Raw genomic sequence first — 19653 nt, 5'->3', positions numbered from 1 at the left:
GAGGGGAAAAAGTGAAGAGAGGCTTTTGTTGAGCCTTGCTTTTGACTTGTTCATTAAGGAGCATGGGGGACACTTCTCGTTTTATGCTTTTTTATATTTGTGTCGTGTTTTTAAAAGAATTGAGGCTCTTGCTTGAGTTGAAGCTTTTGTTTGAGTGGGGCTTTTGCTTGAGTGGGATTCTTGCTTGAGTGCTGAGGGGAAAGTGAAGAGGGGCTGCTCTTGGACTTTACTTGCTGTTTCTGTTCTCTTTAAGAGAGAAAATCTTGTAACTTATTTTCTTTTTATCAAACATAAAAATGTGTCTTACCAAGCGATATTGAGAGCGAAAAATCTATACTTAAAGCAAAAGATATTCTGGTGTTTGGGGAAGAAGAGCCCATTTTCTTGCAGGTGGAGAGGTAAGACGCATAGAGAAGGTGAACCAAAAGCACACGTTTTGCTCCATAGCAAGTGTAACAGTGCTTTTAAAGAGCCTGGGGTAGAGGGGGGAAATTGAAAGAAAAGAGGGACATCTATTTATTTACGAGACCGTGAAGGACAGTTTCTCTCTCTCTGGATGAAAAAGGTTTTGTGCAATTTGGTTATGGAATTGTGAGAGACGCTGGTATCCATGCGGCGGCTTGCCAAATGATTAATCCTTATCATTTTAGGGCTTTATCATTTTGGGGGGGCCAGATTGACAACGAGGCATTGAGGCAAAGGGGTGGATTTTAAGGCAAAGAGATTGAAATTTCTTGAGGAAGAGGTAAGCGTAGGGCGTGTCGTGTACTTGAGGAAGTTTTCGATGAGGCAATGAATGAGGTTGATCTGGGACTGAGGTTGATCTTGGCCGCGTGCTTGGCTTTCAATAGAACACCCTTCCTTGGGAAAAGGGGTGTTTTGGCTTGTAAGCGCGCATGTATAAGCGCGTATAGGGCAAATGAATAAAATACGTAGAGGGGATTTATAGTACTTGCATTACTCTGAGAAGGGTGCTAAGCGAATTTACCGCGCTGGTGGCGTGCTATCAAATATTGAAGAGTGGGAATTTTAGAAGTGGGGGAGTATCCGTATGATCGAAGATAAATCACAACACCAATCTGCCCATAAGGGAGATAAGGTTTTTGTATCGCAGCCAGTGTTGGATCAATCGGCAACTTTCAAAAAATGGACGGCTCTCTCAACAGGCGATTATATCATCATTTGTTGTTTGGCTATCCTCTTGTTGGTGCTTTTTTCCGCGTCTGCCTATATGAGCCCTTTGGAATTTTTTCACGTTATATCCAAGGAACAGCTCCAAGCACTGGGAAAAATGAAACAAGAAAGTCTTCAGGAAAGTCTTAAACACCCATTCCAAAATCCTATAATTCAGCACGTTCTTGACGCGGGGTGGAATAGTGTTTGGGCTTTTTTATGTCTCTTGCCGCAAATAATTTTTGGCGTTCTTTTTGGGTTGTTTCCGCTCTTTTTTGTCTTTAACGCCGTATTTAAACGGGATGTGAAGGAAATGATGCTACAATGGGAAAACTTACCAGAGCAGAAACAGCTAGACAACCAACCTCTTAACAGAAGACAATAGGGGGAAAAGTGAGCGCTTCTTTAATCATTGGAATGTTGATTGCCGTAGGGACGGCAATTTTTATTTGTTCTGCAATTTTTATGGTATTCCTTTCTACCGTGGTGACAATCGTTGCACTTTATTATTCGTTGATAAAACGGACAATCTTGTTATTGGCGACGCAGCGAAAATTAAAAAAGGGTGCAGCGCAGAATTTGAGGCATAATCAGGCAGAGGGTAGGGGACAGAATACAGTTCTTGCAACACAGTTGCGTGCCTTTTCTTTTCAAGAATCTTTGCTTCTCTCAAAAAAAGATTATTTTATGATCTTTTCTATCGCCTTCGTTATGGTTGCACTTAGCACAGGTGTTGTCGTTTTTTCAGCTTTTCTTCCAAAATCTGCGGTTTTTTTGCACAATTACGTGCCTATGATGGTGCTTCACATTATTGATTTTGTCATGCGACTGCTGTTTTGGGTCTGGACATGTATTGTTGTTTCTTTACCTGTCATTTTAATTCTCCATAGTCTCCTTCAGTATGGCGTGCAAGAAACAGTAAAGGAATTAGAAACATTTGCTTGAGAAGAAAATAAAAATGATGATTTCACATCAATGCGATAGGGAAAAAAAGGGAACATTATGATGCAGCATTTGGTTTTTTTAGGGTTCATTATCATTGCCATTTTAATGGTTATGGTTATGGTCAGGTTTCCTTACCTGTTGATCAAATATATCAGGTTATCTTTTAAACTCTCTCAAGGCTTGAAAAAGAGTACGACGCAACAAAAGCAAGCCATACAACAATTGCGCAATGATCTGGGAGAAATGAAAAGACACAATCTCGCCCATAAGACCCTTGATGCGAAAATGCGCTTTCTTAACTTCAAAGAATCTCTGCCTTTTTATTCAAAAGAATGTAAAATAATCTTTTTTATCCTTATTCTCTTTTCTGTTTTGCAATCTGCTTTCTCTATTGCAAATTTGGTATGGTGGAAAAATGATAGTGTTGCCTTTATCATGCAGCTGTTGAGCCTTATATGGTTAGGGGTTCTTCTCTTTTTTCCGATCATTGGGATCATGTGCATAAAATTAACGAGAAAATTGAACAAAATACTTCCACAATTGGAAGAAGCGATACAACAACGCGATCAGGCAATGCGTATGCAGAATGTGGAAGGGGGACAAAATGACGAGTAGTCTTATAACATTAATAGCCATTTCTTTCCTGTGTTTTACGCTCTTAAATGTTTTAATATGGGCGCCAATCGTTGTCATTTATTACCTGTTTATCAAGCGTGCGCGGCTTTATTGTCGCGTGAAAAAGGAACTGAAATGCGTGCTGAATGAACGCGATATCGCCTTAAAACAGAACTCCCCAAAATAAAAGCAGCAGAATGTTTGATAAAAAGCAGCTTTCTCTTGTTTGGCAAGACTATAAAAAAATATTCTATCTTTCTACGGTCATGGCGACTGCTCCAATAGTTATAACTGTTGTCGTTAAGATATGGAGAGGGCAGGACTTTGTTTCTCTTGTCGTATTCGAGCCACTGGCATGGCTGCTTGCCTGTACTTTTTTATTCTTACCGATTGTTTTTATTATGCGTTTTATCGTGACCCGTCAGTTGAACAAAATGATACGGCAATTAGAAGAAGAGGTTGAGCAGAAAGGAGCTCCCGTCATATTATACGATGTGAGCGAGGGGAAAAAGTGAAGAGAGGCTTTTGTTGAGCCTTGCTTTTGACTTGTTCATTAAGGAGCATGGGGTGCACTTCTCGTTTTATGCCTTTTTATATTTGTGTCGTGTTTTTTTAAAGAATTGAGGCTCTTGCTTGAGTTGGTGCTCTTGCTTGAGTGCTGAGAGGAAAGTGAAGAGGGCTTTTATTGAGCCTTGCCTTTGACTTGTTCATTAAGGAGCATGGGGGACACTTCTCGTTTTATGCCTTTTTATATTTGTGTCGTGTTTTGAAAAGAATTGAGGCTCTTGCTTGAGTAGGATTCTTGCTTGAGTGCTGAGGGGGAAGTGAAGAGAGGCTGCTCTTGGGTTTCACTTGCTGTTTCTGTTCTCTTAAAGAGAGAAAATCTTGTAACTTATTTTCTTTTTATCAAGCATAAAAATGTGTCTTACCAAGCGATATTGAGAGCGAAAAATCTATACTTAAAGCAAAAGATATTCTGGTGTTTGGGGAAGAAAAGCCCATTTTTTGCAGGTGGAGAGGCAAGACGCATAGAGAAGGTGAGCCAAAAGCACACGTTTTGCTCCATAGAAAGTGTAACAGTGCTTTTAAAGAGCTTGGGGTGGAGGGAGAAAATTGAAAGAAAAGAGGGACATCTATTTATTTACGAGACCGTGAAGGACAGTTTCTCTCTCTGGATGAAAAAGGTTTTGTGCAATTTGGTTATGGAATTGTGAGAGGCGCTGGTATCCATGCGGCGGCTTGCCAAATAATTAATCCTTATCATTTTAGGGCTTTATCATTTTGGGGGGGGCCAGATTGACAACGAGGCATTGAGGCAAAGGGGTAGATTTTAAGGCAAAGGGATTGGAAATTTTTTGAGGAAGAGGTAAGCGTAAGGCATTTATGCTGTGTACTTGAGGAAGTTTTCGATGAGGGCAATGAATGAGGTTGATCTTGTCCGCGTGCTTGGCTTTCAATAGAACACCCTTCCTTGGGAAAAGGAAATTGTTCTATCTCTCAAGTGGACTCTTCTTTGCTACACTACCTTGGGGCTTTGGTATTGAGGGCTGATGTTAACATTTGGCAGCTTTCTCATAAAAACTTTATGGAAGATGAAAGTTTGGGCTTTGAAAAAAAATATCGAAAAAATCTATTTGGGCCGGTTTTGCTAGATGATTCAAATCGTCATAAAGACAAAGCAACTTCGTTACGATTTTCTTGCACTCGTTTGCTTCTTCTTTGGAAAGCAGCTTATCTTCCTGAAAATAAAAAGAGCACTTAGAATTTTAGAACCATAGACCCAAATTTGTGCAATAGAAGAAGATATTTTTATGAAAATTTGATCGAGGAGAAAAGAGAAGCCTTAAGACAATAGGGGGTACACTGTGAGTGATGAAAACATGATGTTTGAAGGTGATGGAAAAAAATGCACCGCTGATATTGTCTTTATAAAAAATGAGGGATACAAGCGCGTGATATTGATTGAACCCTCATCCATTGTGAGGACGAAAGCTTCAGTTCATGAAAATGGCTTAGAAATTGAAACAAATGAGGGGTAAAAATGAGGGGCAATGGAAAAAATGCACCATTGGATGAAGAGCCACGGTCTTTTTCGCTGGAAGAAACGTTTCTGACAAGCAAAAATTATAAAGTCATCTTTTGTATTGCTTTCATTGTGTCAGCTTTAAGAACGGCTCTTCTCTTCTTACTCATGTGGCTTGAGTGGAAGTTGGCGGGGTGGGAAGGGGATGTCATAACAGTTCTCTTTTGCATCGTGCAGGTTATATTAGATTTAATTTTTGTATTCATTCCTGTTGCCTTTGTGGTCCGTATCATCTTTACGCGTTTGTTGAAAAAAAAGCTCGATAAATTGGATCAAGTAATTTGGCAGCGAAGAAAAAACAATTATCAACAAAACCGCGCGTGAAGGGCGGGCAGAAAATGAATACAGGTCTTTATATATTCTCATGTGTTGTAGGAGCACTTCTCTTCGTGCAATGTTTGAAGGTGATGGAAAAAATGCACCGCTGATATTGTCTTTATAAAAGATGAGGGATACAAGCGCTTGATATTGATTGAACCCTCATCCATTGTGAGGACGAAAGCTTCGGTTCATGAAAATGGCTTAGAAATTGAAACAAATGAGGGGTAAAAAATGAGGGGCAATGGAAAAAATGCATCATTGGATGAAGAACCACGGTCTTTTTCGCTGGAAGAAGCGTTTCTGACAAGCAAAAATTATAAAGTCATCTTTTGTATTGCTTTCATTGTGTCAGCTTTTATAATGGCATTCTTTATGTTTTTTAAGTGGGATTTGACAGGGTGGTGGAATTATATCCTGTTCATTTTAACATTAATATTGGTTTTTATATCAGCGCTTCTTTTTGTACTCATTCCTGTTGCCTTTGTGGTTCGTATCATTTTTACACGTTTGTTGAAAAAAAAGATCGAGCAGTTGGATCAAGCACTCTGGAAGCGAAGAAAAACGGCTTACCAACAAAACAGCGTGTGAAGGGCGGGCAGAAAATGAATACTGGTCTTTATATATTCTCATGCATTGTAGGAGAGTTTCTATTCGTACGATGTTTGAAGGTGATGGAAAAAATGCACCCTTGATATTGTCTTTATAAAAGATGAGGGATACAAGCGCTTGATATTGATTGAACCCTCATTCATTGTGAGGACGAAAGCTTCGGTTCATGAAAATGGCTTAGAAATTGAGACAAATGAGGGGTAAAAAATGAGGGGCAATGGAAAAAATGCACCATTGGATGAAGAATTACGGTCTTTTGCGCTTGAAGAAGCGTTTCTGACACGCAAAAATTATAAAGTCATCTTTTGTATTGCTTTCATTGTGGCAGCTTTAAGAACGGCTCTTCGCTTCGTACCCATGTTGCTTGGGTGGAAGTTGGCGGAGTGGGAAGGGGATGTCGTGGCAGCTCTCTCGTTAATCATGTGGCTTATATCATGGTTTATTTTTTTGTTCATCCCTGTTGCCTTTGTGGTTCGTATCATTTTCACGGTTCTGTTGAAAGAAAAGGTCGATATGTTGGAGCAAGCAATCTGGAAGCGGAGAAAAACCGCTTCTCAACAAAACAGCGCATGAAGGGGCGGAGAAAATGATAGATATTAAAATGATGGATATTATTGTTGTACTCTCGTGGGGTGTGGGCTTGACGCTTTTCACGCTGCTTTCTGCCGTGGTCGTGATGTTTATTTGGGCATTGTATTACTCTACTTTCAAGCGGGTGAGACTGTATTGCCAAGTGACAAAAGAATTAAGCCGCGTGCTTGAACAACCTGTCGCTTTTGAGCCGTCTAGTGGAGCAACGCCGATGATTAAGCTGTTATCTGAGGAAAAAGAGTTTTCTCTTTCTGATGAGGAAATCTTAACGATGGAAAGTGCAACGGCGCTTTTAAAGAGTTTGGGGTGGAAGGTGGAAATTGAGGGAAAAGGAGATCATTTGGCCACCTATTATTTACCAGATCGTGAAGTGCAGTTTCTTTATAATGCTGAGAAGGGGTATCCGCGATTTGATTGTGCAATTGCGGTGGTTTCTGGTATCCATGCGGCGGCTTGCCAAACAATAGACCCTTATAATTCTGGAGGTTTGATTGCTCTTGAATTGAGTTTTGATGTGAAGGGGTTGGAAATTTTTGAAGAAAAGGTAAGCGTTGGATGTTTACGTCGTGCACTCGAGAAAACTTTAGAAAAGGCAATGACTGAGGTTGATCTTGGCAAGATGCTTCACTCTCAATATAGAATCCTGCCTTGGGAAAACAAAACGGTGGTCCCTCGGTTGGCTTCTTATTCCCTGCGTTATCTTGCAGCTCTGGCTTTGATGGGCGATGTTGAAACTTTACACTCTTATCACAAAAGCTTTATGGAAGGTGAGAAGCTGGGCTTTGAAACAAGCATCGAAGAGGAGCATCTGGAACGCGCAATGGTGATTGCTCAGGCGGTAGAAAAGACAAAGCAACCCAGTTACGATTTGCTTCAACAGGCGGCAAAGGATTTTTCCATGGAGGTAGAAAGCTATGAATGTTTTAGAGCTACAGATCCCAATTTGTGCAATAGAAGAAGAGATTCTTATGAAAATTTGATCGAGGAAAAAAGAGAAGAATTAAGGCAACAGGGATATTTTGTTTACGAAAAGGACGCAATTTGTGAGGTTGATGGAAAAAACTATCGTCCTCATATTCTTTACATAAAGGATGGGGAGTTAGAATATATGGATGTAGAAATTAGGATTGATGAAAAAATTTATTGAGAAAAATAAAGAGTTTAGATAAATTAAAAAGAGCTTAAACCTAAAAATAATGCGTAAAAAGCGCGAAGTGTAAAAGCAGAGGGGAACAATGCAGGAGAAAAAAGCAACATTTGAAGTGTCTTTCTTTTCATTTAGAAAATTTATGGTGTCTTCAGTGGAAAGGCGCAAAGGGGTGGGACGGTGTAAAATAATAGGGCACCGCTTTTTCATCATGTTTTGTACATGCCTTATCATGATGGCTTTAGAAGTTCCTGCGGGTGCAAAGTCTCTGGTACAGCCGTTGCAATGGACAAGATGGGAAGGAATTGGTTCTCTTATTTTTCTCTTACCAGTGTTGATATGGTTTTGTCTTCTCACACCCCTTCCTATTTTGTGGGGCATTTGTCGTTTTAAAGAGCGTAAATTGGAAAAAATAAAGAAAAAACTAAAAGAAAAAATAAAGCAGCAAGAGATTAATCAATGAGGTTATACGCATGAGGAGTGAGGCCGCGGTTTTTGTTTTGTTTCTGCCGATTGGATGTTTTCTTCTAAATGCAGTTACAGTTTTTGCCATTTTTGTGAATATGATTATTGTGGCGCCTTATTATTCTTTAATAAAGCGTTTGAGGCTCTATTACAGAGTGAAAAAACAAAGACGTTTGATGAAAGAACATCCACAGCGTTTTTGTTTCTTTGAAAAAAGCGGAAAAGGGAAAGAGAGAGTGCCGCAAAACTTAGCACTAGAAACAAAGATAAGTTCCTATTCGTTAAAAAAATGGCTCGCTTTTTCACGCAAAGATTATATCCTCCACGCATGCCTCTCTTTCATCATTATATTTTTCAAAGCTTATGTCTATGTGATTTTCTTTAAAGGGATAGATGAGATAGATGAGAGCAGATTTGAATATTTTGCCATTCTCTTGCTTTTCTGGTTTTTTTTATCGGTATGTATTTTTGCAACGATCCCTGTTGTTGTGATCCTTCGTGAAATTTTAACTCATCGATTGAAAAAGAAGATTCAGCAATTGGAAGAAGTGACTGAAGCAACCCAATCAATCAATTTATAAAGAGAAGGGAATAAAATGCATTACGCAATGGCGGCAGCTTACACGCTGATTTTGATCATTCTGCTGGGGGGTGTTTTTGATTTTTTCTTAACAATACCCATTGTGGCACTGTATATTTCTTTTATCAAGCGTTTGATATCGTATTACAAGGTTACGCGGCAATTAAATGCAGCGCTGAAAAAGCGCATGTAGTGCTCGTGTCATGGGGGAGGTGTGAGTTTTAGATCATGCCATTGCTTCATGACGTGGGAGGAGGGCATCGATTGTTTTTCTCATTTTACGCTGATCTCTGGGGGAAAAGGGTTGATGGCAATGAATAGGCTGGTGATAGGTTTGTAATAGGCTGGTGATAGGCTTTAATGGGGCTGTTGATCGGAAGTTTTGTTATTTTCTGTGAATTTGCAAAATCGTAAAAACGTGAAACTGTAATAGGGCGTGTGGTTGGTCAAGAGCCGTGACGGTTGTGGGGCGGTTGGGGAGAAAAGGTACCAATGGAGGCGTAAAGGTTGGATTGTGCAATGCGTCAAAATTGGAATGGGGGAATGGAGGGCGTTGGGGGAAAAGGGCTGTTGGCAATGAATAGGCTGATGATAGGCTTTAATGGGGCTGTTTATCGGAAGTGTTGTTATTTTCTGTGAATTTGCAAAATCGTAAAAACGTGTAACTGTAAAATGGTGTGTGTGGTTGGTCAAGGGCTGTGATGGTTGTGGGGCGGTTGGGGAGAAAAGGTGCCAATGGAGGCGTAAAGGTTGGATTGTGCAATGCGTCAAAATTGGAATGGGGGAATGGAGGGTGTTGGGGGAAAAGGGCTGTTGGCAATGAATAGGCTTGTATAGGCTTGTAATAGGCTTTAATGGGGCAGTTGATCGGAAGTTTGTTGTTTTCTGTGAATTTGCAAAATCGTAAAAACGTGGAACTGTAATAGGGCGTGTGGTTGGTCAAGAGCCGTGATGGTTGTGAGAGGGGGATAAGCCCGTGTGAGAAGGGTTAGAAAAACGTTTGGTTTTGGAGCTGTTGATATAGGCATGCTGTTTAGAGGCGTAAGGGAGGGGGATTGTTCGTTCTCAAAGCCTATGATGTAAGAGAGTATGAGTTATTTAAGAGGGCGTTCGGGTATGGATAGAGATTGAGGGGGCTCGGCTTCTTTGCATGGCAAGAGGTATTGATCATAAGTTTTGTTTATTCATATGGTTTTTTATGGCATCCAGTACCTGTTGGCTTATCTCCTGATGTGTTAGCCATCGTAAACCTTTTGACGTTGTTTTTTGTCCTAATTGAATGGGGATAAAATCAACCTTGTTTTTGCGCGCGCACTCGAGGATCATTTGATCATGCGTGTTGGAACCAAAAATATGAAGAATACATGGCGGTTTAGGCAAAAGAGCCAACTGCTCAATTAATGCGCAAGAAAATGCATAGGCGGGCGAATGAATCCATAATATGCAATATTTTAGATCATGCCATTGCTTCACAGCTTCTAAAAATTGCGCCTTTGATGCCGCACAATCATAATCCAATGGCACACACATATGCTGTTTTTGCAATGCCTCAAGCTGGACTTTATGGGAAAGAAAGCGTGCAGCAATAATCACTTCTTGCGGCTCTAGTGATTGATACAAAGGGGCAAGCATCCCTGTGCCCCCTACCACTAAATAACGATAGTGCGCATCCTTTTTTTTCATGCCCCCTCCCTTATTGCTTTAAATCCCACCTCTTTGCTTTAAAAATGTGTACATTTCATCAGCAAGTCTTTCACAACGTGTTTGTACCTCTTCACTTATAACTTTCCAAGTACGACCTTCATCATCTGAGGAAAAATCTTCGTTGGAAGAGGCGATTTGACATTGGAGTGCATAGCCATAAAGCGTGCGCACCAACGGCAATAAATGTTCACACGGTTGTGCGCATTTTTTGGCGGTACTTCCATGAGAGATAAGCCCAACAGGTTTATTTAAAAAGGCATTATAGCTCAAATTATCAAGAGCATTTTTTAAAACACCCGAATAAGACCCTTGATAAACGGGGCTTGCTAGAATAACGCCATCAGCCGCTGCAATGGTTTTTACAAACTTACGAACCGCAGCACTTGGATTAGCCTCAACCTGCTGATGATAATCTGGATCTGTCATCGGCAAGGGCTGTTCACGCAAATCAACCCAATGAAGTGATGCACCCCGCTTTATGAGGCAATCGGCTAAATAATTGGCTAAAGTTCTTGTTAAGGAAGGTTGACGCACAGACCCCAAAATAATTGCTATATTCAACAGGATTCTCCTTTATCTTTTCCCCACAAGCCTATAACGCAAGGCTTATAAAGAATTGTGAGTAAAATGGCGCGTATCATTATGCTGTCCATAAAGAGCAATTGTGATGATATCGCATCATCATAGAATCAGTCCATGCTAACAAGATTGTTGACAAAACAACACCTCAAACTTGTAAGGGAATGTTAGTGCTTTCATTAATATTAAAATGCTTGATCTCAAGAATCGCGGCTGTCTCGTGTCTTAGAAGCGCTTTTATGAATATATTCTGAGCTATTGGCTTGCAAGAACTCTAATGAAAAATGGAATGTATCGTCATATTTTGATTTATAATGATCATTGAGCCTTTTTAATTGAAATAAGAAAGTTGTAAGATTTTCTCATTTCAAATGTTCTTATTGCGCGATCATTTGCAAATCAATGGAAGTTCCTTTTTTTATGTCTTAAGTGGGCGGAAAACAATTGAGAAAAGAATAAAAATGCTTCTGTCTTTTCAAGGGATAAAGACTATCGTAGAAGCTAGATATGCCTGTTTTTGGGGCAGGGGTGGGTTTGTTGTAGGAGCCTTAGGCTAATGGGGGTTGTCCGTGTTGAGGAACGAGTTATGGCGTGGCTTGTCGCAAGGGGAGGGTAAGGCTATTGTAGAGGCCACAGGGGGCGTATATGAATGGTGCCGGATTACATTTTTTATTGAAATAATGGTGGTGATAGAGTTTATAGTAAGGGGATATATTCATGGGGGCACTATTGTTATCCCCTTCATGGGGGCTGTTCATGAAATGGGGGTGATGCGTGTTGGTTTGCAAGTGTTGAGAGATGTTTCTTTAAAACAAGCACGTGAATTGGCAAAAGTATTGGCAACATAAATATGCGATACGAGTGTTCTCTGGGGTGTTCTGTTTGACGATAATGGATGCAATTGTTCTTGAGAGGTTATTCGTGTCTTTATAAAGTCAGGGACAAACAGTTGCATAAAAGGGAAGAGCAAATGAAGGGGGAAAATTCCACATTTTATAACAAACGGTGCTCTCTTGTTTTTGGAAAATCATTTCGTTCTTATAAAGATCATATTATTATTTGTCTTATTTCTATCCTTATTGGGATAGGTTATAAAGCTCTTTTGATCCCATTAGAATCCAAGTGGACGTTGAGTGTATCACAGGATAGCACTCTTTTGGCGCTTTTTGTGCTACGTGAAGTCATCATGGTGTGTGTTGTTGCCTTGATACCTGTTTTATTGGTGCTTTATCTCATCTTAACGTATTTGTTGAAAAAAAAGATTCAGCAGTTGGATGAGGCTATCCAGCAACGGGGGCACACAACCGATCAACAAAATAATTCGGTAAAAAACAATAGAGAAACAATAAGCAGTTTTTTTATCGTATACTTTTGGTTGATATTTCTGCTAAACGTCTTTTTTCCTGCGGGTGTTGTCATGCTCATTTTAGAATTTTATTATTTTGTTTTCAAGCGCGTGAGAACGTATTGTAGAGTGAAACGGGAATTAAAACGCATAAGAAAAGAGAGTGACAAGGCGCTTGTGTAGCTATCGTGAGGGGTAAGAGGTAATATTTGGAAGCTCGTGACACAAGAAGAGGGGATGAATGGTTGGAAAATCGTCAGGCAAAGAGGATAAAGAAGCCTATCAGGTTTGTAATGAGGAGGATGCTCTTAATCATTTGGAAAAGCAACAGCGCTTTTAGAAAGTTGGGGTTTTTTGTTGAAAACAAGGGAAGCGCCATGCATCGCACTTTTCGTGGTTCTTAAAAAAGCGGGCATGAGATAAAGAAATGCATTTTTCATAAAAAAAGGAAGAGCAATGAAGGGGAAAAATTCAGCATTTTATAATGGACTGCGCCATTTTTTCGAGAAAGATTATTTTTCTGTGCAAGAGCATGTTGTCATTTGTTTTCTCTCACTCATTATTGAGCTATGGAACAGGATTTTCTTTCTCTCATCTTTGGGTAGCCAAGAGAACTTGACAGGGTGGCAGGATACACCTCTTTTTCTCTCTCTGTATGCGTTTTGGAAAGTTATTACAGTGTGTGTTTGGGTCTTGTTCCCAGTTATGTTTATACTCTGCTTCATATTGCGGCGTTTGTTGGTAAAAAATATTCGGAAATTGAAAGGAATAGATCAGCAACGGGGTAAAATAACCGATCAAAAGGATCGATATAAAGAAAGTGTGAAGTGGAAAATGGACGATATTCTTGTTACAATATTCAGTTTCGTGCTTGTGTTCGTGACAGTGTGGTTTGCTGCTATTCCCGTGGGGATTTTACAACTTTATTATGGTGTCTTTAAGCAGGTGAGAAAGTATCGTAGAATGAGACGGCTACTAAAACGCGTAAGATAAAGAGAGTGACAAGGCGCTTTTGTAGCTATCGTGAGGGGTAAGAGGCAATGTTTAGAAGCTCTCGTGACACAAGAAGAGGGGAGGATGAATGGTTGGAAAATCATCAGACAAAGAAGAGAGCCTATTTTCTTTTGTAATGAGGAGGATGCTCTTAATCATTGGGAAGAGTAACCGCGCTTTTAGAAAGTTGGGGGTTTTTGTTGAAAACAAGGGAAGCGCCATGCATCGCACTTTTCGTGGTTCTTAAAAAAGCGGGCATGAGATAAAGAAATGCATTTTTCATAAAAAAAGGAAGAGCAATGAAGGGGAAAAAGTCAGAATTTTATTCAGCATTTTGTAATGAACTGCGCCATTTTTTCGAAAAAAGTATTTTTTCTGAGAAAGAGCGTGTTGTCATTTGTTTCCTCTCCCTCATTATTGAGTTGTGGAACAGGATTTTCTTTCTCCCATCCTTGGGTAGCAATGGGGAACGGACAGAGTGGTGGGATACACCTCTTTTTCTCTCTCTGTATGCTTTTTGGAAAGTTATTATAGTGTGTGTTTGGGTCTTGTTCCCAGTTATGTTGATACTCTGCATAACATTGTGGCTTTTGTTGAGAAAAAATACTCAAAAATTGAAAGAAATAAACAAGCAACGGGGTAAAATAACCGATCAAAAGGATTGGTATAAAAAAGGCGATAGAGAAAAAAGGGGTGATATTCTTGTCATGATATTTGTTCTCGTGCTTATGTTCGTGACACTGTGGGGTGCTTTTATTCCCATGATGATTTTGGAACTTTATTATGGTGTCTTTAAGCAGGTGAGAACGTATCGCTGTTTAAGAAAAGAACTGAAAAACGTCTTGCAAGAACAGGATACAGCGCTTGAGAAGTCATGAGAGGGAAAAAATAATGAAGAAATTATGAGAGATTCAGCCTTTATAGGGATTGCTCTCTATACCATTTTTCCTCTGAGATGTTTTGGTGCTCTTTATGGGGTGTCCGTAAACATTGCTTTAAAGGAGCAGTGTTGGGTGGCATTGAGTGGAAGAAAAGCCGATTATGGATCAGTGTTGATTAAAGGGAATAAGAGCCCGTGGGGTTTAGAGCCTAGAGTGAACGCTTGGGACTTACTTTATCGTTTGAGGCGTGAGGAAGGAACGGTTTTGCTCGTAGGGGCGCGCGGTATATGGGTTGTTTTCGTATTTTTAGGAGCCTTGTTCATTCAAGCTTTGAAATGAATCCTATTGAAGGTGGGGATGCAGGGTCATTTTCTTGAAAATAGGAGAATTTTTAGGAAGAAAAAGCTGAATTGTGACTATTGTTTATAGATTGGCGTGGTTTGAAAATCTTTATTGTTTGCAATGTGAGGAAGGTAAGAGGGTAGCAAGGTAGCAGGAATATTATTATTTTTATTATGACGCAATCCATAATGGTCTGTGTACTTTTCTTGATTTCGGTGATATTTGGGTTTTGCATCATCATAATGCGTAAATTGGAAAAAAAGATCCAGAAACGAGAAGAGGGAATCTCTGTGTGATAGCAAATAAGCTCTCTGTCACACGGGTCTTTTCAAAGAGTGAGAGGGGAATACATGAAGGAGCAAAATTGGACATCAGAGCAAGAAACGCATAAAGGAGCGCATTCTTTTTCGCTCCAGAAAGTGTTGCTCTCAGCAAAGGATTATAAAATTATCTTTGCTATTGCGGTTCTCATTATCATCTGGAGAATGGTTCTAGAAATACCAGGTGTATTAAATTGGCAGCTGACAGGGTGGCAATATGTTGTGCATGCCGTTCTCTTTAAAACGACGGTCGCCATAACGGTCTGTGTCATTATTTTTATTCCGGTTATGTTACGGCTTCGCACCAAAGTGACGGGTGAGTTGTACAAAAATATTCAGAAACTAGAAGAAGCAATCTCTGTAGGAGAGCACATAAGCTCTCTGTCGCACGGGCTTTGTAAAGACTGAGAGGGGAAAAATGAACAGTGATCCTATAGCCGTATTTCTATTAGATCCCCTGTTTTGGGTATTTATTGTTATTTGCATGATCATTATCATGCTTGTTTTAGCTCTTTATACCTCTGTCTTCAAACGGATGAAAATGAATTTCCAAGTGAAAGGCGCGCTGGAAAGAGTGCTTAAAGAAAATGATCTTGCAACGCAGCAGTTTTGGAAAGATGAAGCCGTGGTGCAGAAGAGGCGTTTGCAACTAAAGGAAAAGGAAAAAGAACCCTTTGTCGGTTATGATGATGATGAAATTCTCACGATAGAAAGTGCAACAGGGCTTTTAAAAAGCTTGGGATGGTCGGTGGAAATCGAGGGAAAGGGAGATTATTTGGCAACCCTCTTTTTACCAGATCGCGAAGTGCAGTTTCTTTATAACGAGAAACGAGAGGAAGAGTTTTCGCCTTTTGATCGCGGACTTTTAATTATGAGCGGTATTTTTGCGGCGGCTTGTCAGACGATTAATCCGTATAATTCTGGGGTTTTGCCAACAGTATTTATAAATTTTGTGTCCAATGGATTGGAAATTTTTGAAGAAAAAGTGAGCGTCCAGCTTTTAAAGAAAGCTCTCGATAAAACTTTAAAATGGACAATGGAAGATGATTCTTTGCTTGAAATGTTTCGCTCTCAATATAGTATTCCCCCTTGGGAAAAAGACTCTTTATCTTGGGCACCGGATGCTGACGTAGAGTTTGCACCTTATGCTTTGCTGCATCTTGCTGCTCTTGCCTTGCTGGGCGATGTTGAGACTTTAGCTTCTTATGACGAAAGTTTTACGGCAGGGGAGAAGCTTGGCTTTGATGAAACCATTGAAAAAGTCCATTTGGAACGCGCGATGGTGATCGCTCAAGAAGTGAAAAAGGAAGGAAAGTTCAGTTACGATCTACTGGAACGGGTTGCTGAGAAGTGGTCTATAGCCATGGACTATCAGTTTTTCAGAGTGAGACCCCCTGATACGTGTAATCAAAAACGAGATTTTCATAAAAAAATAGTCGAGGAGAAAAAACAAGAATTAAGGGAACAAGGATATATTGTGAGTGATGAACCATGCGTCTTTGCAGCAGAAGGGGTAAAACATTCTCCTGATATTACTTATATTAAAGATGGTAAAATCGCATTTATGGATATAAAAATTGATTAGTTTATTCTCCTGTTGAAGAAAAGCACTTTTATTTAAAAGATGTGAAAGCGCCATGATTGAGACGCTTTCACACCTTTCTTACCAGAGCAAAATAAAGGGCTCGAAAAATCAAGAATAATAGCCAAGATTTTAAAAAATAGACTGGAAATGGCTTGATCCTCAAGAATAGAGGAGAAAAATCAATTATAAATTCTACTCTCTTCTTTAAGATGGTTTTGTTGTTTTGTTAGAAAATTCTCATAAATCATTGCTTATTCAAGCGCCTTATTTAAGCGGTATGAGGGGAAGGTCCATTGACTAAAGGCGCTATGGGGAAGCTCTATTGACTAAAATGCTATGGGAGGGAAGCTAGGGGGTAGAGCCGGGGGTAGAGCCTTTGTCATTTGAGGTGAGAGGAAGGCAAAAAATGGCATTTTTGAGCAGTGTTAAGCTCTTTTGCCTTTGAGGTATTTTTTGTCTTTTTAAGAAGTCCTTGCCAATGAAACAGCGCTTGTTAAGCTTCAACAGTGTTTCAGTATGGTGATATTGATATAAAAAGTTATGGTGTTTTTGTGTTTTTCAGTCTGCTTCATGGAGATCTGTAAGCCAATCCGATGACAGAGGAGATGCATGGTCATTTTCTTGAAAACAGAAGAATTTTTGGGAAGAACAAGAAGATTGCGGACCCTTATTAACGAAAGCGCTATGGGAGCGAAGCTAGGGAGTTAGAGCCTTTGTCATTTGAGATGTGAGACAAGTAAAAATGGCACTTTTGAAGGCGATGATATTTGGCCAATAAAAATAAAAACACAATAAAAACTAAACTAAAACAAAGGAAAAATTAAACTAAAAAAGGCCCCATTTTATAAAGGGCCTTTTTATTTAAATTTTACAATATATACAAAATGTATATAACCTTACTTTAAGAACTTTTTGTATCTTATATTCTAGTAGCAACAAGTTGTACGAAATATATAATAAGTGATCCTAAAAAACCAGCTAGTGCATTCAATAAATTTTCTGCTTTATCGTATATATCGTCGATTGATGCTTGTTCTGATGCGCTTCTATTACTGACTCTCAGTATATTCAATGTATCCGATGTGTCCCTTACTTGTTTAACAAAATGTAAATTTGTTTTCTCAATAGTATAAGGAGCAACAATAGGAGAGGGTTGTTTATTGACTATACGATCAGATTTTTGAATCGCGAGAGCTAAACCACTTGTAATAGCCCCAGCTATGAAAAAATATCTGATATTCATAGTTTTTCTCCTATATTTATTTCGATAAATAAATATCGATACGTATCATATATAAATTCGATTTAAATAACTATAGTAAAAATACAACAATCACAAAAAAGAATAAACTTTGCCTACAAATTGACAAAATTTACCCTTAATTGCCTTAATGAATTCTTTCAGATTTGATTTTATGAAGGCGTAAAAAAGTTTGAAAGCTCTGTAGGCAAGTGGAATCCCATAAGGTGGGTGATACAATAGTTGCTAGCAAACTTCTTTTTGTGCCTTTGACCAAGGATTCATAAAAATGAGGGTTCATAAAAATGAGATGCGATGAAATTTGAGTAAAACCCTTGAAGGGAAGGATTCACTCTATTGAAGGCGAAGTGCATCTTTTCCATGGATTGGATACTGCCTTTATGAGGGTTTGGCGGTATCCGTTGAGGGGAAGGATGCACTCTTTTGAGGGCTAGAGTGCATCCTCTTATAGATTGGATACTGCCTTTATGAGGGTTTGGCGGTATCCGTTGAGGGGAAGGATGCACTCTTTTGAGGGCTAGAGTGCATCCTCTTATAGATTGGATACTGCTTCATGAGGGTTTGGCGGTATCCGTTGAGGGGAAGGATGCACTCTTTTGAGGGCTAGGGTGCATCCTCTTATGGATTGGATACTGCCTTATGAGGGTTTGGCAGTTTCCGTTGAGGGGAAGGATGCACTCTTTTGAGGGGTTGAGTGCATCCTCTTATAGATTGGATACTGCCTTTATGAGGGTTTGGCGGTCTCCGTTGAGGGGAAGGATGCACTCTTTTGAGGGCTAGAGTGCATCCTCTTATGGATTGGATACTGCCTTATGAGGGTTTGGCAGTTTCCGTTGAGGGGAAGGATGCACTCTTTTTAAGGCGCGGAGTGCATCCTCTTATGGATTGGATACTGCCTTTATGAGGGTTTGGCAGTTTCCGTTGAGGGGAAGGATGCACTCTTTTTGAGGGCTAGAGTGCATCCTCTCATGGATTGGATACTGCCTTATGAGGGTTTGGCAGTTTCCGTTGAGGGGAAGGATGCACTCTTTTTGAAGGCGGAGTGCATCCTCTTATGGATTGGATACTGCCTTATGAGGGTTTGGCAGTTTCCGTTGAGGGGAAGGATGCACTCTTTTTGAGGGCGGAGTGCATCCTCTTATGGATTGGATACTGCCTTATGAGGGTTTGGCAGTTTCCGTTGAGGGGAAGGATGCACTCTTTTTAAGGCGCGGAGTGCATCCTCTCATGGATTGGATACTGCCTTTATGAGGGTTTGGCGGTATCCGTTGAGGGGAAGGATGCACTCTTTTGAGGGGTTGAGTGCATCCTCTTATAGATTGGATACTGCCTTTATGAGGGTTTGGCGGTCTCCGTTGAGGGGAAGGATGCACTCTTTTGAGGGCTAGAGTGCATCCTCTTATGGATTGGATACTGCCTTATGAGGGTTTGGCAGTTTCCGTTGAGGGGAAGGATGCACTCTTTTTAAGGCGCGGAGTGCATCCTCTTATAGATTGGATACTGCCTCATGAGGGTTGAGGCGGTCTCCGTTGAGGGGAAGGATGCACTCTTTGGAGGCTAAAGTGCATCCATAGGGAAAGGCATATTCCATAAAAACAGAGATAACCAAAAGATTTGTTTTTATATTTTATATTGATAGGTTGCTGTATTTGCGAGGGCTATTCATTCTTTATTCTCAATATTTAAGATGATTATGTGATAAGGGTTGTTCGTCAATACAATCGTAAAAGACGCTGAGTATTTTTATAAAAATTGAGATATTTTTGTGCCTTTTTCTTGTTTTTTTTGTGTTTACACAAGATATGCACGGCTTTTCAACAGTTTGTTTTTTTAGCTTTGCTAATGGCGATGGCGTTGGCTAAACACTTCAATCGTTTTAACTGCTTCAACACCGCCTTAAAAAAACAGTGCTTTATAATATGACAAAATAAGCTGTATAACTTTTGATTCTTACGCGATGCTAGAAAAAGGGGAATGTTAGGAGAGATGTTGTCTATATTCTTAGTTTATCTCTTAAGGTAGGAAGATTAACATATTTTCCGGATCTATTTTTATTCGGTTTGACGGTTAAAGAGCAATATCTGAATGGAATCACACTTGTCTCATGTTTTTAT

At 39.8% G+C, this 19653-nt stretch carries 26 protein-coding genes; 23 read left to right on the top strand and 3 right to left on the bottom strand.

Going from position 1 to position 19653, the window contains the following annotated elements; all coding sequences use genetic code 11:
- The first annotated feature begins 1051 nt into the window (after positions 1-1051).
- The 14 genes from ACFIMC_RS04375 to ACFIMC_RS04310 all read left to right on the top strand — a co-directional run bounded on the left by ACFIMC_RS04375 (position 1052) and on the right by ACFIMC_RS04310 (position 9356).
- Positions 1052-1558 (top strand): hypothetical protein, encoded by a 507-nt coding sequence (locus ACFIMC_RS04375; protein WP_375671791.1) that lies wholly within the window; start codon positions 1052-1054, stop codon positions 1556-1558.
- An 8-nt stretch (positions 1559-1566) separates the two neighbouring features.
- Entirely contained in the window at positions 1567-2118 is a 552-nt protein-coding gene (locus ACFIMC_RS04370; protein ID WP_375655262.1) for a hypothetical protein, read from the top strand.
- A 57-nt stretch (positions 2119-2175) separates the two neighbouring features.
- On the top strand, positions 2176-2733 hold the full coding sequence (locus tag ACFIMC_RS04365; protein ID WP_375634501.1) for a hypothetical protein: 558 nt from the start codon (positions 2176-2178) through the stop codon (positions 2731-2733).
- Positions 2723-2920, top strand: a complete 198-nt coding sequence (locus tag ACFIMC_RS04360) for a hypothetical protein (protein WP_375634502.1) — start codon at positions 2723-2725, stop codon at positions 2918-2920. The genes ACFIMC_RS04365 and ACFIMC_RS04360 overlap by 11 nt, the downstream gene beginning before the upstream one ends.
- Positions 2921-2930: 10 nt before the next feature.
- Positions 2931-3248 carry a hypothetical protein gene (locus ACFIMC_RS04355; protein WP_375633366.1) on the top strand — a complete coding sequence of 106 codons (318 nt, stop codon included), beginning with the start codon at positions 2931-2933 and terminating at the stop codon, positions 3246-3248.
- A 998-nt stretch (positions 3249-4246) separates the two neighbouring features.
- Positions 4247-4495, top strand: coding sequence for a hypothetical protein (locus tag ACFIMC_RS04350; protein ID WP_375634503.1), 249 nt, complete (start codon positions 4247-4249; stop codon positions 4493-4495).
- A gap of 103 nt (positions 4496-4598) precedes the next feature.
- Positions 4599-4772 carry a hypothetical protein gene (locus ACFIMC_RS04345; RefSeq protein ID WP_375636896.1) on the top strand — a complete coding sequence of 58 codons (174 nt, stop codon included), beginning with the start codon at positions 4599-4601 and terminating at the stop codon, positions 4770-4772.
- A gap of 2 nt (positions 4773-4774) precedes the next feature.
- On the top strand, positions 4775-5140 hold the full coding sequence (locus ACFIMC_RS04340; protein WP_375636897.1) for a hypothetical protein: 366 nt from the start codon (positions 4775-4777) through the stop codon (positions 5138-5140).
- A 228-nt stretch (positions 5141-5368) separates the two neighbouring features.
- Complete coding sequence (locus ACFIMC_RS04335; RefSeq protein ID WP_375633362.1) at positions 5369-5725, top strand: hypothetical protein; 357 nt, start codon at positions 5369-5371, stop codon at positions 5723-5725.
- Between the two features lie 228 nt (positions 5726-5953).
- Entirely contained in the window at positions 5954-6319 is a 366-nt protein-coding gene (locus ACFIMC_RS04330) for a hypothetical protein (protein WP_375671796.1), read from the top strand.
- A gap of 28 nt (positions 6320-6347) precedes the next feature.
- A complete protein-coding gene (locus ACFIMC_RS04325) occupies positions 6348-7484 on the top strand; it encodes a DUF6990 domain-containing protein (protein ID WP_375680878.1) in 1137 nt (378 codons plus the stop codon).
- A gap of 88 nt (positions 7485-7572) precedes the next feature.
- Complete coding sequence (locus tag ACFIMC_RS04320) at positions 7573-7947, top strand: hypothetical protein (protein ID WP_375680874.1); 375 nt, start codon at positions 7573-7575, stop codon at positions 7945-7947.
- Between the two features lie 10 nt (positions 7948-7957).
- A complete protein-coding gene (locus tag ACFIMC_RS04315; protein WP_375633360.1) occupies positions 7958-8530 on the top strand; it encodes a hypothetical protein in 573 nt (190 codons plus the stop codon).
- A 676-nt stretch (positions 8531-9206) separates the two neighbouring features.
- Positions 9207-9356 (top strand): hypothetical protein, encoded by a 150-nt coding sequence (locus ACFIMC_RS04310; RefSeq protein ID WP_375680873.1) that lies wholly within the window; start codon positions 9207-9209, stop codon positions 9354-9356.
- 340 nt (positions 9357-9696) lie between these two features.
- On the opposite strand, the gene ACFIMC_RS04305 is transcribed toward ACFIMC_RS04310, so the two are convergent.
- Together ACFIMC_RS04305 and ACFIMC_RS04300 are read right to left on the bottom strand one after the other, a co-directional pair.
- Positions 9697-10212: a short-chain dehydrogenase gene (locus tag ACFIMC_RS04305; protein ID WP_375634511.1), complete on the bottom strand. Its 516-nt coding sequence runs from the start codon at positions 10210-10212 to the stop codon at positions 9697-9699.
- An 18-nt stretch (positions 10213-10230) separates the two neighbouring features.
- Entirely contained in the window at positions 10231-10794 is a 564-nt protein-coding gene (locus ACFIMC_RS04300) for an NADPH-dependent FMN reductase (protein WP_375634512.1), read from the bottom strand.
- Between the two features lie 587 nt (positions 10795-11381).
- Here ACFIMC_RS04300 and ACFIMC_RS04295 point away from each other — a divergent pair.
- The 7 genes from ACFIMC_RS04295 to ACFIMC_RS04265 all read left to right on the top strand — a co-directional run bounded on the left by ACFIMC_RS04295 (position 11382) and on the right by ACFIMC_RS04265 (position 16278).
- Positions 11382-11660: a hypothetical protein gene (locus ACFIMC_RS04295; RefSeq protein WP_375633354.1), complete on the top strand. Its 279-nt coding sequence runs from the start codon at positions 11382-11384 to the stop codon at positions 11658-11660.
- A gap of 122 nt (positions 11661-11782) precedes the next feature.
- Complete coding sequence (locus ACFIMC_RS04290; protein ID WP_375680872.1) at positions 11783-12340, top strand: hypothetical protein; 558 nt, start codon at positions 11783-11785, stop codon at positions 12338-12340.
- Between the two features lie 273 nt (positions 12341-12613).
- Positions 12614-13150 (top strand): hypothetical protein, encoded by a 537-nt coding sequence (locus ACFIMC_RS04285; protein ID WP_375627738.1) that lies wholly within the window; start codon positions 12614-12616, stop codon positions 13148-13150.
- A gap of 299 nt (positions 13151-13449) precedes the next feature.
- Positions 13450-14028 (top strand): hypothetical protein, encoded by a 579-nt coding sequence (locus tag ACFIMC_RS04280; protein ID WP_375633352.1) that lies wholly within the window; start codon positions 13450-13452, stop codon positions 14026-14028.
- 24 nt (positions 14029-14052) lie between these two features.
- A complete protein-coding gene (locus ACFIMC_RS04275; RefSeq protein ID WP_375642854.1) occupies positions 14053-14370 on the top strand; it encodes a hypothetical protein in 318 nt (105 codons plus the stop codon).
- A 353-nt stretch (positions 14371-14723) separates the two neighbouring features.
- Entirely contained in the window at positions 14724-15101 is a 378-nt protein-coding gene (locus ACFIMC_RS04270; RefSeq protein ID WP_375633350.1) for a hypothetical protein, read from the top strand.
- Positions 15102-15111: 10 nt separating this feature from the next.
- On the top strand, positions 15112-16278 hold the full coding sequence (locus ACFIMC_RS04265; protein ID WP_375680871.1) for a DUF6990 domain-containing protein: 1167 nt from the start codon (positions 15112-15114) through the stop codon (positions 16276-16278).
- A 919-nt stretch (positions 16279-17197) separates the two neighbouring features.
- On the opposite strand, the gene ACFIMC_RS04260 is transcribed toward ACFIMC_RS04265, so the two are convergent.
- Positions 17198-17521: a hypothetical protein gene (locus tag ACFIMC_RS04260; protein ID WP_375630071.1), complete on the bottom strand. Its 324-nt coding sequence runs from the start codon at positions 17519-17521 to the stop codon at positions 17198-17200.
- A gap of 787 nt (positions 17522-18308) precedes the next feature.
- On the opposite strand from ACFIMC_RS04260, the gene ACFIMC_RS04255 reads away from it, so the two are divergent.
- A complete protein-coding gene (locus ACFIMC_RS04255) occupies positions 18309-18443 on the top strand; it encodes a hypothetical protein (RefSeq protein WP_375685669.1) in 135 nt (44 codons plus the stop codon).
- 473 nt (positions 18444-18916) lie between these two features.
- The gene (locus ACFIMC_RS04250; protein WP_375680868.1) at positions 18917-19057 is read left to right on the top strand and encodes a hypothetical protein; all 141 of its coding nucleotides are present in this window, start codon (positions 18917-18919) and stop codon (positions 19055-19057) included.
- Positions 19058-19653 lie beyond the last annotated feature (596 nt).

The sequence above is a fragment of the Bartonella sp. AP21QHHD genome (genome assembly GCF_042196205.1).
GTDB lineage: Bacteria > Pseudomonadota > Alphaproteobacteria > Rhizobiales > Rhizobiaceae > Bartonella.
Note: the sequence above shows the minus strand (reverse complement) of the source record. Positions and strands in the feature narration are given on the sequence as shown.

What these genes read in the sequence shown, in the direction of transcription:
- ACFIMC_RS04355 (WP_375633366.1), top strand. Translation starts at nt 2,931, where the DNA reads ATGTTTGATAAAAAGCAGCTTTCTCTTGTTTGGCAAGACTATAAAAAA.
- ACFIMC_RS04365 (WP_375634501.1), top strand. Translation starts at nt 2,176, where the DNA reads ATGATGCAGCATTTGGTTTTTTTAGGGTTCATTATCATTGCCATTTTA.
- ACFIMC_RS04270 (WP_375633350.1), top strand. Translation starts at nt 14,724, where the DNA reads ATGAAGGAGCAAAATTGGACATCAGAGCAAGAAACGCATAAAGGAGCG.
- ACFIMC_RS04375 (WP_375671791.1), top strand. Translation starts at nt 1,052, where the DNA reads ATGATCGAAGATAAATCACAACACCAATCTGCCCATAAGGGAGATAAG.
- ACFIMC_RS04280 (WP_375633352.1), top strand. Translation starts at nt 13,450, where the DNA reads ATGAAGGGGAAAAAGTCAGAATTTTATTCAGCATTTTGTAATGAACTG.
- ACFIMC_RS04260 (WP_375630071.1), bottom strand. Translation starts at nt 17,521, where the DNA reads ATGAATATCAGATATTTTTTCATAGCTGGGGCTATTACAAGTGGTTTA.
- ACFIMC_RS04335 (WP_375633362.1), top strand. Translation starts at nt 5,369, where the DNA reads ATGAGGGGCAATGGAAAAAATGCATCATTGGATGAAGAACCACGGTCT.
- ACFIMC_RS04315 (WP_375633360.1), top strand. Translation starts at nt 7,958, where the DNA reads ATGAGGAGTGAGGCCGCGGTTTTTGTTTTGTTTCTGCCGATTGGATGT.
- ACFIMC_RS04305 (WP_375634511.1), bottom strand. Translation starts at nt 10,212, where the DNA reads ATGAAAAAAAAGGATGCGCACTATCGTTATTTAGTGGTAGGGGGCACA.
- ACFIMC_RS04290 (WP_375680872.1), top strand. Translation starts at nt 11,783, where the DNA reads ATGAAGGGGGAAAATTCCACATTTTATAACAAACGGTGCTCTCTTGTT.
- ACFIMC_RS04320 (WP_375680874.1), top strand. Translation starts at nt 7,573, where the DNA reads ATGCAGGAGAAAAAAGCAACATTTGAAGTGTCTTTCTTTTCATTTAGA.
- ACFIMC_RS04340 (WP_375636897.1), top strand. Translation starts at nt 4,775, where the DNA reads ATGAGGGGCAATGGAAAAAATGCACCATTGGATGAAGAGCCACGGTCT.
- ACFIMC_RS04325 (WP_375680878.1), top strand. Translation starts at nt 6,348, where the DNA reads ATGATGGATATTATTGTTGTACTCTCGTGGGGTGTGGGCTTGACGCTT.
- ACFIMC_RS04330 (WP_375671796.1), top strand. Translation starts at nt 5,954, where the DNA reads ATGAGGGGCAATGGAAAAAATGCACCATTGGATGAAGAATTACGGTCT.
- ACFIMC_RS04275 (WP_375642854.1), top strand. Translation starts at nt 14,053, where the DNA reads ATGAGAGATTCAGCCTTTATAGGGATTGCTCTCTATACCATTTTTCCT.
- ACFIMC_RS04360 (WP_375634502.1), top strand. Translation starts at nt 2,723, where the DNA reads ATGACGAGTAGTCTTATAACATTAATAGCCATTTCTTTCCTGTGTTTT.
- ACFIMC_RS04285 (WP_375627738.1), top strand. Translation starts at nt 12,614, where the DNA reads ATGAAGGGGAAAAATTCAGCATTTTATAATGGACTGCGCCATTTTTTC.
- ACFIMC_RS04265 (WP_375680871.1), top strand. Translation starts at nt 15,112, where the DNA reads ATGAACAGTGATCCTATAGCCGTATTTCTATTAGATCCCCTGTTTTGG.